12 protein-coding genes are annotated in these 14,705 nt (G+C 71.1%); 4 read left to right on the top strand and 8 right to left on the bottom strand.

Going from position 1 to position 14,705, the window contains the following annotated elements; translation table 11 throughout:
* The first annotated feature begins 26 nt into the window (after positions 1-26).
* Positions 27-3,521: a TM0106 family RecB-like putative nuclease gene (locus EDF47_RS17355; protein ID WP_133938782.1), complete on the top strand. Its 3,495-nt coding sequence runs from the start codon at positions 27-29 to the stop codon at positions 3,519-3,521.
* Positions 3,522-3,531: 10 nt separating this feature from the next.
* Here the strand turns inward: EDF47_RS17355 and EDF47_RS17350 are convergent, their stop codons facing one another.
* The 5 genes from EDF47_RS17350 to EDF47_RS17330 form a co-directional block, all read right to left on the bottom strand.
* Complete coding sequence (locus tag EDF47_RS17350; protein WP_133938780.1) at positions 3,532-4,218, bottom strand: hypothetical protein; 687 nt, start codon at positions 4,216-4,218, stop codon at positions 3,532-3,534.
* Between the two features lie 385 nt (positions 4,219-4,603).
* Complete coding sequence (locus EDF47_RS17345; protein ID WP_166673260.1) at positions 4,604-5,020, bottom strand: SseB family protein; 417 nt, start codon at positions 5,018-5,020, stop codon at positions 4,604-4,606.
* 25 nt (positions 5,021-5,045) lie between these two features.
* Positions 5,046-5,849: an SDR family oxidoreductase gene (locus tag EDF47_RS17340; protein ID WP_133938776.1), complete on the bottom strand. Its 804-nt coding sequence runs from the start codon at positions 5,847-5,849 to the stop codon at positions 5,046-5,048.
* Between the two features lie 77 nt (positions 5,850-5,926).
* Positions 5,927-6,592 (bottom strand): GPP34 family phosphoprotein, encoded by a 666-nt coding sequence (locus tag EDF47_RS17335; protein WP_166673259.1) that lies wholly within the window; start codon positions 6,590-6,592, stop codon positions 5,927-5,929.
* Positions 6,593-6,668: 76 nt separating this feature from the next.
* Entirely contained in the window at positions 6,669-7,583 is a 915-nt protein-coding gene (locus EDF47_RS17330) for an HNH endonuclease family protein (RefSeq protein WP_208321001.1), read from the bottom strand.
* Positions 7,584-7,639: 56 nt separating this feature from the next.
* On the opposite strand from EDF47_RS17330, the gene EDF47_RS17325 reads away from it, so the two are divergent.
* The gene (locus EDF47_RS17325; protein WP_208321000.1) at positions 7,640-8,419 is read left to right on the top strand and encodes an aldo/keto reductase; all 780 of its coding nucleotides are present in this window, start codon (positions 7,640-7,642) and stop codon (positions 8,417-8,419) included.
* A gap of 68 nt (positions 8,420-8,487) precedes the next feature.
* On the opposite strand, the gene EDF47_RS17320 is transcribed toward EDF47_RS17325, so the two are convergent.
* The gene (locus tag EDF47_RS17320; RefSeq protein ID WP_131846304.1) at positions 8,488-11,952 is read right to left on the bottom strand and encodes a DEAD/DEAH box helicase; all 3,465 of its coding nucleotides are present in this window, start codon (positions 11,950-11,952) and stop codon (positions 8,488-8,490) included.
* A 127-nt stretch (positions 11,953-12,079) separates the two neighbouring features.
* Between EDF47_RS17320 and EDF47_RS17315 the strand changes: the two genes are divergently transcribed.
* Positions 12,080-12,277 carry a hypothetical protein gene (locus EDF47_RS17315; protein ID WP_123292404.1) on the top strand — a complete coding sequence of 66 codons (198 nt, stop codon included), beginning with the start codon at positions 12,080-12,082 and terminating at the stop codon, positions 12,275-12,277.
* 12 nt (positions 12,278-12,289) lie between these two features.
* On the opposite strand, the gene EDF47_RS17310 is transcribed toward EDF47_RS17315, so the two are convergent.
* Positions 12,290-13,717 (bottom strand): amino acid permease, encoded by a 1,428-nt coding sequence (locus EDF47_RS17310; protein WP_123292405.1) that lies wholly within the window; start codon positions 13,715-13,717, stop codon positions 12,290-12,292.
* Positions 13,718-13,798: 81 nt separating this feature from the next.
* On the opposite strand from EDF47_RS17310, the gene EDF47_RS17305 reads away from it, so the two are divergent.
* Positions 13,799-14,290 (top strand): DUF427 domain-containing protein, encoded by a 492-nt coding sequence (locus EDF47_RS17305; RefSeq protein WP_123292406.1) that lies wholly within the window; start codon positions 13,799-13,801, stop codon positions 14,288-14,290.
* Between the two features lie 6 nt (positions 14,291-14,296).
* Here EDF47_RS17305 and EDF47_RS17300 read toward each other — a convergent pair whose 3' ends face one another.
* Entirely contained in the window at positions 14,297-14,632 is a 336-nt protein-coding gene (locus EDF47_RS17300; protein ID WP_133938772.1) for a hypothetical protein, read from the bottom strand.
* Positions 14,633-14,705 lie beyond the last annotated feature (73 nt).

The raw sequence follows: 14,705 nt of genomic DNA, 5'->3' as shown, positions 1-14,705 counted from the left end.
AGGGCACCAGAGAGACGGGGGAACGCATGCAGATCGGCGTCGATGGGCACGTGCTGCTCAGCCCGAGTGACCTCAGCACGTGGTCGGCCTGCGAATGGGCGTTCCTGCGCCGACTCGACGTCAAGCTCGGTCGCGGGAAACCCCTGCCGGAGTCGCACGACGACATGCTCGAGCGCACCGCCCGGCTGGGGGACCAGCACGAGCTCGACTACCTCGACATCCTCAAGCAGACCCGCGACGTCGTCGAGTTCGACCGCCCCGCCCCGCCGGACTACGCACGCGCCGCAGCCGAAGCGCGACAGGCCTTCGCCGACGGCGCCGACGTCCTGTACCAGCCGACGTTCCACGCGGCGCCCACGGCGGGCAGCCCGGGCTTCATCGGCTTCGCGGACTTCATCATCCGCAACGACCAGGGCGAGTACGAGGTCTACGACACCAAGCTCGCCCGGCACGCCAAGATCAGCGCCCTGTTGCAGCTCGCCGCCTATGCCGAGCAGATGCAAGCACACGGCATCCCCACCGGGGCGCAGGTGCACCTGGTGCTCGGCGACCGGACGACGACCACGCACGACCTCGCCGACATCGCGCCGGTGTACCGCACGCAGCGCGCCGAGCTGCAGCGGGTCATCGCCGAGCGCATCGCCGCCGACGCCGAACTGCAGTGGGGCGACCCGCGGTACTCCTCGTGTGGCCGCTGCGACGTCTGCTCGACCCAGGTGGCCGAGCACCGCGACCTCGTCCTCGTCGCGGGCATGCGCCTCGACCAGCGGGCGAAGCTCATCAAGCACGAGGTGCGGACGATCGACGACCTGGCGGTCCGCACCCGGGCAGTGCCGGGCTTGTCCCGCGCGACGCAGGATCGGCTGGTGCGCCAGGCGAGCCTCCAGATCGAGACGGAGACCGCCCGACGGAACGGCGCCGACGGGCCGGACCAGCCCGCGAAGCCGCGCTTCGAGGTCCTCGATGCCCGCGCGCTCGATGCGATCCCGGCCCCCGACGCCGGTGACGTCTTCTTCGACTTCGAAGGCGACCCGCTGCACACCGAGGACGGCGTGCACTGGGGACTCGACTACCTGTTCGGCCTGGTCGACGACCGCGCGGAGTTCACCGCGTTCTGGGCGCACACGATCCGCGACGAGCGAGTTGCGCTGGAGCAGTTCCTCGCGTTCATCGACGCCCGGCGGCAGCAGTACCCGGGCATGCACATCTACCACTATGCCGCCTACGAGCGGACGCACCTGCTGTCGCTCGCCGCCCGGCACGGCGTCGGTGAAGAGGCCGTCGACGACCTGCTGCGCGCGGGCGTCCTGGTCGACCTGTACCCGATCGTCCGCAAGGCCCTGGTCGTCGGCAGCCACAGCTACTCGATCAAGAAGCTCGAGCCGCTGTACATGGGCGACGACCTGCGCGAGAGCGACGTCACGAACGCGGCCGACAGCATCACCGCCTACGTCGACGCGATCGAGGAGCTCCGCAACGGGGACCCCGCCGCCGGCCAGCACATGCTCGACGAGGTCGCCGACTACAACGCCTACGACTGCCGCTCGACCCTGCGCCTGCGGGACTGGCTCCGGTCGCTGCGCACCGACGACCCGGACGCAGCCGATCCGGCACTCGAACTCGAGATCCCGCCGATCCCCGTCGAGCGCGAACCGAACCCGGTGTACGTCGCGCTCGCGTCGCACCTGGAGGACGTCGACGCCCTCGACCGCACGCCCGACGAGACCGCGCTGGCGCTCGCCGCAGCCGCGATCGACTACCACCGGCGCGAGGCGAAGACCTTCTGGCAGGACCACTTCGACCGCCTGCGCAACCCGGTCGACGACTGGGCCGACACCCGCGACGTGCTCGTCGTGGAGCGTGCGTCCGTCGAGCGGGACTGGGACACGCTGCCGCGTGCCCGCTCGCAGTCGCGAGAGCTCCGGTTGTCGGGGACGCTCGCGCCCGGTTCGCGGCTCCGGCCGGGAGGCACGCCCCACCTCGTCTACGACGACCCGCTCCCGCCGTCGGTCGCGTCTCCGGGCCCCGGGTCGAAGGGCGCGTCATCCCGCGCCGTGATCGTGGACGTGTGGGACAACGGCGACGCCGTCGAGGTGCTCGTGAAGGAGGGGCTGCCCGTTGGTGGCGAGCCCCACCACGGGTTCCCGGTCGCGCTCGCGCCGTCCGCGCCGCCCCGCGCGAAGCCGCAGCCCGAGGCGATCGCCGAGTGGGGGCAGCAGGTCCTCGACGAGCTGCCCTCGATGGTGGCGGACCCGGCCTTCGACCTGCTGCGCCGGGTGCCGCCGCGCGGTGCGATCGTGCCTGTGCAGGGCGACGACACGGTGTCCGCCGTGGTGTCGACGCTGCTCGGCCTCGATCGCTCGTACCTGGCGATCCAGGGGCCTCCCGGCACGGGCAAGACGTACGTCGGGTCGAACGTCGTCGCACGGCTCGTCCGCGAGTACGGCTGGCGGGTCGGCGTTGTCGGGCAGTCCCATGCGACGTCGGAGAACTTCCTGTCCTCGGTCGTGAACGCCGGCGTGCCCGCGGACCGGGTCGTGAAGGTGCCGAAGTCCGGTGCGACCGAGGACGAACTCGACGCCGCCGCGTGGACGCCCGTGAAGAACGGTGCTGCCGTCGCCGCGTTCCTGTCGTCGTGCGAGGCATCGGGCACCGGCGGCGTGGTCGGCGGGACTGCGTGGACGTTCGCGAACGCGTCGACGATCGAGCGCCGCTCCCTCGACCTGCTCGTCGTCGACGAGGCCGGGCAGTTCTCGCTCGCGCCGACCATCGCGTCCTCGATCGCCGCGACCCGACTCCTGCTGCTCGGGGACCCGCAGCAGCTCCCGCAGGTGTCCCAGGGCTCCCACCCGGAGCCCGTCGACGAGTCCGCGCTGGGCTGGCTGGCGGACGGCGAGCACGTCCTGCCGCCGGAGTTCGGCTACTTCCTGGCCCGCACCCGCCGCATGGAGCCGGCGCTCACCGAGTCCGTATCGGCGTTGTCCTACGACGGGCAGCTCGCGTCGATGGTGTCCGGTCGGCACCTCGACGGCATCGACGCGGGCGTGCAACCCGTGCCGGTCGTGCACGCGAGCAACACGACCTCGTCACCGGAGGAAGCCGCCCGCGTGGTGGCCCTCGTCGGCGATGTCGTCGGGCGGACCTGGACCGACGGCTCGGACGCTCGCGCCCTGACCGACGAGGACGTCATCGTCGTCGCCCCGTACAACGCGCAGGGTGCCCAGATCCGTCAGGAGCTCGACCGTGCTGGCTTCACCGGTACCCAGGTCGGCACGGTCGACCTGTTCCAGGGCCGCGAAGCCGTCGTGTCGATCGTGTCCCTGGCAGCGTCGAGTGCAGCCGACATCCCGCGCGGGCTCGACTTCCTGCTCATGCCGAACCGGTTGAACGTGGCGATCTCGCGGGCGAAGTGGGCGGCGTACCTCGTGCACTCGCCGGCGCTCACCACGGGGCTGCCGCCGTCGATCGCCGGCCTGTCGCTGCTGTCCCGCTTCATCGAGCTCGTCGAGCCCCGGCAGTGACCGGCGTGCGTCAGCCCGATTCGACCGTGCCGACCGTGGAGCTGTAGGTCGCGACGGCACCGAACTCGGCGCCGATGATCGTGACCGACCACGCGGAGCCGTCCGGTGCGACCGAGTAGAGCACGCGGGCGCCGTCCGGAACGGCAGCGAGCCCGGTACCGTCGGGCAGCAGGATCCGCTCCGGCGCGCTCATCCCGACCGACAGCGACGGTGGGAACGGACCGGTCCCGAACGACTGCTTCATGACGAAGGCGAGCGTTCCGGCGCTCTGCACGACGGCCGACCGCTCGGTGTCGGCAGTCGTCGCCGCCGGCGGCAGGGCGGGTGCTGGGGCCACTGCTGGCGCTGCGGTCTCCGCCGGTGCGGCGGGTGCCGACCGTTGCGGAACCGCCGCCGCGTCGATGGAGGCGCTCCGGCTGTCGAGGGGGAGCGAGAGCGCCGGCAGGTGGACGCCGGAACCGGCCAATGCCGACCCGATGACCGCGTACGCCATGAGCGCCGTTCCGACGCTGCCGAGGATCGCCCCTCCGCGACCGAACGCTCGCGAAGCAGCCGATCGCCATCGTGCGGTCTTGACGGCCTGCACGCCGAACACGATCGCCGAGATGCCGATGGTCGACACGATGAACCCTGTCTGGATCCCCGACTGTTGCGGCTCGACGAGCGCGACGACCACGCTGCCGGCACCGAGCAGCACGGAGAGCGTCGCGAAGGCCCAGGGCCTCGTGCGCCTGCGTGGCGTCGCGTTCAGCAGCGGCGATGGTGCGTGGAGTGTCGGCAGCCTGCGCGCACCACTTCGCGAGGGCCCTGACGAGTACTCCGGAGGGGACCAATCTCGTGGTCCAGGCCCGCCCAACGGCATCGTCGTTCCCCCCGTCCGTTCAGTACGACGAACCCATCCTGGCGGTCGACGCGGAGGTGAGCGATCCCCAGAACTGGGTTGACGGGCTGGCCACGGCTGAACCCTGCGGGCCGGTACGATCACGGGTTCCCGGCGCTTGATTGGTATGCCTATTCTAGCGTTCGTCGAATGACGACGGCATGCCGCCGGCACCTGCCCCCGCGCTCGCTCGGAAAGGGCCTCAGTCTTCGGCCGTCGGGACCCCACCCTGCATCTGCACCCGCATCTGGGCGAGGACGTCGGCGTGCAGGAAGTTCGCCGCCTCGGCACTCGTGGGGTCGACCACGATGCCGAACTCCTCGGGCAGCGCGGTCACGAGCTCGGACATCGGAACCGGACGCCCCTCGGCGTCGGGCAGACCGGCGGCGAGTTCGTCCGGGTCGGTGAAGACAGGCACGAACGGCTTGTCACGGATCATGACGTGGGCGACGCTGCCCGCCTCCGGAGTCCCCGACGGCTTCCACGGGACCCACGCCGCGCTGCGCAGGAAGCCCGCCGGCGAGGCGGCCATCCGGCGGCGGAGTTCGGCGGCCGCGGTGGGCGGGGTCTTGTCGACGCCTCGGCCGAAGGCGGATCCGTTCGTCTCGTCGTTGCTCACGCCGACCATGCTGTCACGAGGCGGCTCAGTACGCGGCCGACTGCCCGCCGTCGATCGGGACGACCGTCGCGTTGACGTAGGACGCGTCATCGGACAGCAGGAACGCGACGACGGCGGCGATCTCGGGGGCTTCGCCGTAGCGCTTCGTCGGGTTGACCTGGATGAACTCCTCGGCGGCCTTGCGGGGGTTCTCCGCGTCGAGCTGCTTCATCGAGTTCTCGACCATCGGCGTCCAGATGGCTCCGGGCGCGATGGCGTTGATGCGGATGCCGTAGCGGCCGTACTCGACGGCGGAATTGCGGGTCAGGCCGACGACGCCGTGCTTGGCGGCGGCGTACCCGGACTGGTTGCCGATGCCGCGGATGCCGCCGACACTCGCGGTGTTCACGACCATGCCGGAGCCCTGCTCGCGCATGACCTTGAGGACCTTCTCGAGCCCGAGGAACACGCCACGCAGGTTGATCGACACGACCTTGTCAAACTCGGCGGCGGTGAACGACTCGGTGGGGTTCTGCTTGCCCTCGATGCCGGCGTTGTTGAAGAAGCCGTCGATGCGGCCGAAACGCTCGGTGGTGGCTGCGACGTAGGCGTCGACCTGGGCCTCGTCGGAGACGTCGGCGACGGTGGTCAGGACCTGGGCGTCGGGGGTGGCCTCGAGCACGGCGGCCTTCGAGGCTTCGAGTCCCTGCTCGGAGACGTCGACGAGGGAGAGCGCAGCGCCCTCGGCGGCCAGGCGGACGGCGGTTGCACGTCCGAGGCCGGAGCCGCCGCCGGTGATGAGGACGACGCGGTCGGCGAAGCGGGACGTGCTGGTGCTGATTTCGGGCATGGGGAGGCCTCCTGAGGTCTTCGACGATGAATTCTCTTTAGGCTACACCTGTCGTTTTGCAGGGTGTGCTGGCGACTTCAGCTCGTGATGATCGTGGTCGTCGTCGCGGTGGTCGCCGCCATGATGACGATCATCGCCGCGGCCTGGATCTCCTCGAGCACGGCCTTCACCGCAGGGCTCGCCCAGGTGCCCGAGGTGATCTCCTTCACCAGTCCCTTGTCGACCGCGCCGAACTGCTTGCGGAGCGTGTTCGTGGCGTCGAGCAGCCCGATGACCGCAGCGGAGAACGGTGTCGGGGTCGCCCGCCGAGCCAGGACGTCCGCGATGCCCGATCGCAGCAGTGCCTCCGGCGCTCCGTCGCGCTCCGGGTGCTTCGTGGTGGGGAAGAGCCCGAGCACCTTGCCCTGCTCGACGCTGATGATCCCTCGCTCGACGAGTCCGGCGAAGACGTCGTCGCGGAGCCGCTGCTTCCCGAGCCGGCTTACCCACCACTTCGCCTTGCGCGGCGATCCGGACGCCGCGATCGAGCCGATGACACCGTCGAGCACCGGGTCGCCCGTGGCGGCGCCGTCGACGACGGTGACCAGGCCGTTCTGCAGCGAGACGGCACCGCGGAGCGCCAGGTCGGCGAGGACCGCTCCCGCGAGACCGGTGTCCAGCGTCTGCCCGTCGAGGGACTTGCGGCCGTCGGGTTCGACCTGGAGGAGCGCGAACGCCTGCGGGACCGTGAGTTGCTCAGCCATGTCCGCAGCCTGCCACGCGGGGCGGAGGTGCGCCGGGCCTCCAGGTCGACACTCAGCGGCGGCAGACCGCCTGACGTCAGCAGGCGCCGAGCACCCGCTCCATCGCATCGCGCTCGGCGGGCACGACCCACAGGCGGTACTCGGCTTTCACGGACACCTGGTGCTCGATGTAGGTGCAGCGGAAGGCCTTGTTCGCGGGCAGCCAGGTCGCGGCGTCACCCGAGCGCTTCTGCGAGTTCGACCGGCCGTCGACGGCGAACAGGTTCGACGGGTCGTTCGCCAGGGCCTCCCGCTCCGACTGGCTCAGCTGCTGGGCACCGGTGCGCCAGGCGTTCTCGAGCGCGACGACGTGGTCGATCTGCACCAGGGTCGAGGTCGTGTTGCCGCGCACGAAGTCGATCGTCGCCCCGGTGTACGGCGACACGAGCGTGCCGGTCATCACCTTGCACGGACCCTGGCGCACGATGCCGCTGAGGTCGCGCGCGAGCACGTCGTTCCGGGTGTCGCAGCCGTTGTGGTCGACGTCGATCCACGCGCTGCCGAACTCGCCCGTGCGGTCGTAGCCGGTGCCGGCGGCCTTGCCCTTGACGGGCAGCGTGGCGAGGAGCGCGCGGGCGTCCGCAGCGTCGGTGTCGGTCGACGTGCTGACGGTCGGATCCGTCGGATCCGTCGGACCCGTCGGACTGGAGGCCCGGCTCGGCTCCGGTGCGTCGCGCTCGGTGCCGACCGTGGCCGTGGCGACCGCCGTTGGCCCGGCTGCCGCGTCGGCGTCCGGTCCGAGGACGCCGGTGGCGTCGAGCGCGTAGCCGCCGACCGCGAGGGCCAGGACGACGAGGACGGAGGTGAGGCTGATGCGGGTACGGCGGCGTCGGCGGGACGTCATGGGTGCGTGGAACTCCTGGTGGTGCGGCGGTGCAGCGGTGCGGTGGTGCAGTGGTGCGGTGGGGCCGGCCGGGGTGGCCTCGACGATCATGGCGGAGACCTCGGACATGGCCGTGGACCGCCACGCTCTGAACCGATGCGCGACCACGGCGTAGACAGGTCCGCATGACCGATTACGCGAATCCGTCCGTGTCCGTCACCGGTGGGTCGATGCCGCTCCTGGGCTTCGGCACCTGGCAGATTCCCGACGGCGAGGCCCCCGCCGCCGTCGGCGAAGCACTGGCGGCCGGGTACCGCCACATCGACACCGCCACCGGCTACAGCAACCAGCGTGGCGTCGGCAAGGCCCTCGCCGAGTCCGGCCTGGCCCGCGACGACGTGTTCGTGACGACGAAGCTGCCGCCGGACAACGCCGACCGCGTGCGCGAGACGATCGAGGAGAGCCTCGACCAGCTCGGCCTCGACCACCTGGACCTCTGGCTCGTGCACTGGCCGCCGAACGGCGAGGCCCGCCCGGACGTGTGGGAGCAGGTCGTCCAGGCGCAGGTCGACGGACTGACCCGAGCCGTGGGTGTGAGCAACTACTCGCTCGACCAGATCGACGAGCTCGTCACCGCGACCGGCACGACCCCGGCCGTGAACCAGATCAAGTGGAGCCCGGTCGAGTACGACAGGACGATCGCGGACGGGTTGGCCGAACGCGGGGTCGTGCTCGAGGGGTACAGCCCCTTCAAGGCGAGCAACCTGCAGGACCCGACGCTGCTCGACATCGCGGGCGAGCACGACGCCGACAGCGCCCAGGTCATCGTCGCGTGGCACGTCGCGCACGGCTTCGTCGTCATCCCGAAGTCGTCGAACCCGGAGCGCATCCGGTCGAACGCTGCCGGTGCCCGCATCGAGCTCTCGGCGGACGAGGTCACGGCGATCGACGCGCTCGCACGCTGACGCGCTCGCCTGCCGACGCTCGCGCCCGCTGACACCCGCGCTCGCGCTCGCCTGACCGCTCCGTCGCGTCAGGCGAGCAGCGAGCGGATGTCGTCGGCCGTCAGGTCGTCGGCGAACAGGGCGTCGTCGTCGATCATCGTGGCGAACAGCTCGGCCTTGCGCGCGGCGAGTGCGAGGACCTTCTCCTCGATGGTGTCCTCGGCGATGAAGCGCTGCACGCTGACCGACCGGGTCTGCCCGATGCGGTGCGTTCGGTCGACGGCCTGCGACTCGGCGGCGGGGTTCCACCACGGATCGAGCACGAACACGGTGTCCGCCTCGGTCAGGGTGAGCCCGAAGCCGCCGGCCTTCAGCGAGATGAGGAACGCGGGCGCGGTGCCCTGCCGGAAGCGCTCGATCACCTGTGGGCGTTTGCGCGTCGAGCCGTCGAGGTACTCGTAGCCGACGCCCCGTTCGTCGAGGGCATCGGACACCATCCGCAGGAACGACGTGAACTGGCTGAACACCAGGGCGCGTCGGCCCTCGGCCGCGAGCTGCTCGAGCTCGTCGAGCAGCAGGTCGAGCTTGGCGGACGGGATCGGCGTCGACGGCGACAGGGGCGAGTCCGACCCGCTCGAGACCAACGCCGGCGACAGCGCGAGCATCCGCAGCAGCGTCAGCGACCGGAACACGATCATCCGGTTCTTCGACAGGTCGTCGATCAGGTCGAGGACCTTCAGTCGCTCGCGGTTGAGCGTGCGCTCGTACAGCTCGCGGTGCGCGGGGTCGAGCGTGACCCGAACGACCTGTTCCTGCTTCGGCGGCAGGTCGGCGGCGACGGCCTGCTTCGTCCGGCGGAGCATGAGCGGCCGGATCCGACGCCGGAGCTTCGCGGTGAGCTGCTGGCGTGCTTCGCCCCGGAGCTCGGGGGAGGCGAGCGGCTTCACGAAGTCGTCGCCGAACCGGGTCCAGGTGGACAGCAACCCGGGCGCGACGATGTGGAACAGCGCCCACAGGTCGGTGAGCCCGTTCTCGAGCGGGGTGCCGGTGATCGCGAACTTCACGGGTGCCTGCAGCTCGGACGCCACCCGGTGGGTCTGCGACTGCGGGTTCTTCACGAACTGCGCCTCGTCGAGCACGAGTGCCGACCACGGCAGGTCGGTCCACGCCTGCGAGTCGAGCCGGAGCAGCGCGTACGAGGTGACGACGACGTCGGCCTGCGAGGCCGTGCGGGCGACGAGACCGGGATCCTTCAGCGACGTCGAGGTGACGGCCGCCACCCGCAGTGACGGCGTGAACTTCGCCGCCTCGGCCACCCAGTTGCCGACGACCGAGGTCGGCGCGACGACGAGGAACGGCGCCCCGTCGGGCTCGGCGGCACGACGGGCAGCGACCATCGCGAGCACCTGCAGGGTCTTGCCGAGGCCCATGTCGTCGGCGAGCACCCCGCCGATGCCGTGCGCCGCCAGGAACGACAGCCAGGCGTACCCGGCGTGCTGGTACGGCCGCAGTTCGGCGTGCACGGTGTCCGGCACCGGGACGTCACCCGGGGGAGTCGCCCCCATCAGCCCCGCGGTGATCGCCTGCCAGCGTTCGTCGTGCGAGGTCTCGTCGGCGAGCAGGTCGAACTCGGTCCACAGCCCGGCCTGCAGCGGCGTCACCTGGATCGGCTGGTCGGGCTCCCACTCGTCGAGGTCGCGGGCCTCGTCGATGAGTTCCTTGAGCCGGTCGAACGCGGGATCGGCGAGCGACAAGTAGGAGTTGTCGACGAGCTTCAGCCGCCGCTGCCGACCGGCCAGGGCGGTGAGCAGCGGGGTGAACGGGATCTGCTTGCCGTTCACACTCACGATGATGCCGAGGTCGAACCAGTCGTGCTTGTCCGACGGCATCGTCGTGACGCGGATGTGCGGCCGCCCGCTCAACCGCTCGTAGTCGAGGCGCTCACCCTGCACCACCGTGCGGACGCCGAGCGCCGGCAACTCGGGCAGGAACTCGTTCGCGAACACGGCGACGTCGGCCCCGTCGATGGTGCCGTCCTGGAACCAGTCCAGTCCGCCACCGGGTCCGGCAGGGCGGACGGGAGGCTCGCCAGACGTCGCGTCGTCGGCTCGCGCTGTCGACGTGGCGGGTTCCAGGGCCGCGGGCACGTCGGCGTCGGCGGTCGCCGCCTCGGTGCCGGCTCGGTCGTCGGTGCTGGCTGAGTCGTCGGTGCTGGCTGGATCGTCCGCGGCGCGGAGCCCGGTCAGGTCGGGGAGCGGCCCGTGCAGCGACACCGGGTCCTTGCGGCCGTCGACGTGCCAGCGCCAGTGCAGGTGCACCCGGTCGTCGGTGCGGGGTGCCCTTGCGGGCTCGAACGTCGCCGTCAGCACGAGTTCGGGCGGGGTGCGCTCGGGCAGCTCGACCGAGCCGTCGGAGCTGACGAGCCCGAGGGCACCGCGCAGCCGGGGCGACCAGTCGGCCAGGAACTCGTCGACCTCGGCCGTCGGCACCGTGATGCGGGTGCCCTCGAGGAGCATGCGCCGTTGGTCGTCCGGCACGGGCGCCGGGGTCGGTGCGAGCCCGACCGTGAACTCCGGGCTCTCGCGGAACACGTACACACCGTGGTCGCCGACCATCCGCGCCGCACCGGGGACGACCGGGCGGCCGTCGAGCACCGCGCTCGCGCCGATCACCACGGCGTCGTCGTGCCGGGCGACACCGGGCCGAGAGACATCGAGCAGCACCTGGGCCTGCTCGCCGAGGACCACCCCGCCCTCGCGCTTGCCGGTCACGAAGGCGATGTCGAGCCCCGACGCCTGCCGGAGCAACGGCCACAGCAGCGGGCTGCGGAAGTCGTCGAGGTGCAGCCAGTCGCTCTCGCCGGGCAACCCCGCCAGCTGACCCGCACGGTGCAGGGCCGCGAGCTGCATGAACCACCCGTGCTGCTCGGCGCCGAGGCCCAGGCGGTTCTGCGAGTAGGGGAGCGTGCCCCAGGTGAGCTGCCCGCGCACCCAGTTGCCGGCGTCGCTGCGGGTCACCGGCCGGACCCCGAGCCGGACCGTGCGGGACGGCGCCGGCAGGGCTCGGCCGGCGGCCCGGGCGCGGGCCGCGAGGGCGGCGGGGACCGCGTCGCGCAACTCGAACTGCAGACCCATCCGGGTGCCCTGCGGGGTGACCGCCTGCTCGTCGTCACCGGCGAGGCGGGCGAGGTCGTGCCTCCAGTCCGAGGGCGGCGGAGCCGGCGCTTCCGGACGCGGGCCGGCGTTGGCGGCCAGGGCACGCGCGTTGATGGTGAGCAGTGCGGCGGCGACGTGCTTGCAGTCGCCGCCGAGGGGGCAGCTGCACGTGCTGCGGACCGGGCGGATGAAGTCGCCGCGCGCCACGGTCATGTCGATGCGGCACTCGTAGGGGTCGTCAGCGGTGCCCGTGACGGTCGCCGTGACGGTGCCGTCGTCGGCGTTCCAGACGGCATCGTCGACCAGGCCGGCACGGACGACGTCGCGCGCGCGACCGAAGGTCTGCGGCCCGACGAAACGGATGACGTCGACGGCGTCGATCATCGGGGCTGCTGGCACGGGTCAATCGTGCCAGGTGCCACCGACGCGCGGAGCCGCCGACCCGAACGGCACACATCGAACAGGGCTACCGTCTGCGTGGACGGGCGACGACTGCTCGCCGCTCTCCACTCGATTGGACACGCTCATGCCGGACCGCTTGCGGTGGGTGCACGACTCCGCAGACCACTGGAACGTGTGGCTCGGCTCCGAGGTCGTCTGCGACGTCACCCGGACGGACCAGTTCACGGTGGACTCGCCGGACCACTCGATCAACGGGGCGCACTCCTCGCTCGAGAGCGCTGCGGCGCAGGTGCAGGGCTGGGTGCGCTGGAGCGGACGCTAGGGCGCCTGCTCGCTACGGCTTCGTCGCGTCGGTCGGCTCGCCGGCCGCCAACTTGCTGTGCTTCCGCGAGTACCCGAAGTACACGCCCAGGCCGATCGCGAACCAGACCGCGAACCGCACCCACGTCTCCCACTGCAGGAACGTCACGAGCCACAGCGAAGCGATGACGCCGATGATCGGGATGACGGGCATGAACGGCAGCCGGAACTGACGGTCGAGGTCGGGCTGGCGGTAGCGGAGCACGATCACCGCGGAGCAGACCACCACGAACGCGAGCAGGATGCCGATGTTCGTGAGCTCGGCCACGACGCCGATCGGCAGGACGCCCGCCAGGATCGCCGATGCGATGCCGAGGATCCACGTGACGCGGGTCGGGACGTGGCGCTTCGGGTCGGTCTTCGAGAACCACTTCGGCATCAGGCCGTCGCGGCTCATCGAGAACCAGACGCGGCTGGCACCGAGCATGAACGTGACGAGCACCGTGACGATGCCGACGATGGCGCCGATCGCGATGACGTTCGCGACACCACCGAGGCCGACCGACGCGAACGCCGACGAGAAGCCCGAGGCCGGGTCGATGTCGGTGTACTTCTGCATCCCGGTCAGCACCAGGGTCGCCAGCACGTACAGGACCATCGAGATGCCGAGGGACAGCAGGATCGCCTTCGGCATGTGCTTGCGGGCGTCGACGGACTCCTCGGCCGCGGTGGACATGGCGTCGTAGCCGAACACCGCGAAGAACACCGTCGCGGCACCGGTCATCACGCCGCCGAAGCCGAACGGGAAGTACGGGGAGTAGTTCGCGCTGTTGATGTGGAACACGCCGAGCACGACGATGAGCACGACGAGTGCGACCTTGATGCCGACGGCGACGAACTCGAACCGAGCGGCACTGCGGATGCCGCGGGTGAGCACGAACGCGGTGACCAGGCACAGGATGATCGCGAAGACGTCGATCACGTGGCCGTCGCCGGTGCCGGGCGCGCCGAGCATCCAGGCGGGCAGGTCGATGCCGAACTGGCCGACCAGGAACCCGACGTAGCCGGAGATGCCGATCGCGACCACCGCCACGATCGCGGTGTACTCGAGCAGCAGGTCCCACCCGATGAACCACCCGACGATCTCGCCGAGGACCGCGTAGCCGTACGTGTACGCACTGCCGGCCTTCGGGATGAGGCCGGCGAACTCGGCGTACGACAACGCTGCGGCGGCACTCGCGACGCCGGCGACCAGGAAGCTGATGAGGACTGCGGGACCGGCGACGCCGTTCGCCACGGTGCCGGCGAGGGTGAAGATCCCCGCGCCGATGATGCCGCCGATGCCGATCGCGGTGAGCTGCCAGAGGCCGAGGTGCCGTTTGAGGCCACCCTCGGCTCCGGTGTCGTCATCGATCGTCTCGATGGGCTTCCGTCGGAAGAGCGTGCGTGTCGTCGTCGTCACCCGCCCATCGTGCACCCTGCGGCGGCGCAGTGCACCCCGCCCGCCAGCCGGACCGCAGCCGTTCGGCGTAGACACGATCCCATGCGCCATCCCACACGGATCGAACCCGGCCCCGGACAGGAATCGGTCTGGGACTACCCCCGCCCGCCCGCCGTCGAGCCCGTCACCGCCCGCGTCGTCGTCCGGTTCGGCGGCACCGTCGTGGCCGACACCACCGACGCCGTGCGGGTCCTCGAGACCTCGCACCCGCCGGTGTACTACCTGCCGATGGCCGACCTCGACCTCCGCCCCGCCCAGGGGTCGAGCATGTGCGAGTTCAAGGGCCGGGCGCGGTACTTCGACGTGGTCGGTGGGGACGGCACCGTCGCGAGCCGCGCCGCGTGGAACTACCCGACGCCCGAGCCGGGGTACGAGTCGCTCCGGGACCGCGTCGCGATCTACCCGTCGGCGATGGACTCGTGCGAGGTCGGCGGCGAGGTCGTGCAGTCGCAGGACGGCGACTTCTACGGCGGCTGGATCACGTCGGACGTCGTCGGCCCGTTCAAGGGCGCGCCGGGCACACTCGGCTGGTGACCCGCGTCAGCGGTTCGCGTAGGGCGACCAGAACGGCGGCGGGAACGCCCCGGCGGTCACGATGACGAGCAGCTGCCAGACGATCATGGCCAGCCCGGCCGCGCCGATCACGATGCCGATCCACGCCCAGACCTGCACCGCCCGGCGACGGCGACCGGCAATGACGATCGCGCGCCAGCCGCTCAGCACGCAGACGATGCCGAACGCAGCACCGAGCAGGACGTGCCGGACCGTGCCCTGCGCCGGCACGATGATGCCGAGGTAGAACGCGACCGGGCCGAGCAGCACGGCGAAGGTCGCTGGGGCTGCTGGCGGTTCGTGGTCCCGAGAGGGTGCTCCCATACGTCTGAATGTACCGAGCCGGTCGGGTTCCGTACACGTGCGAGCACCGTCGCCCGGGAGCAGGCACGATGGA

The sequence above is a fragment of the Curtobacterium sp. PhB190 genome (assembly GCF_004365385.1).
Taxonomy (GTDB): domain Bacteria; phylum Actinomycetota; class Actinomycetes; order Actinomycetales; family Microbacteriaceae; genus Curtobacterium.
Note: the sequence above shows the minus strand (reverse complement) of the source record. Positions and strands in the feature narration are given on the sequence as shown.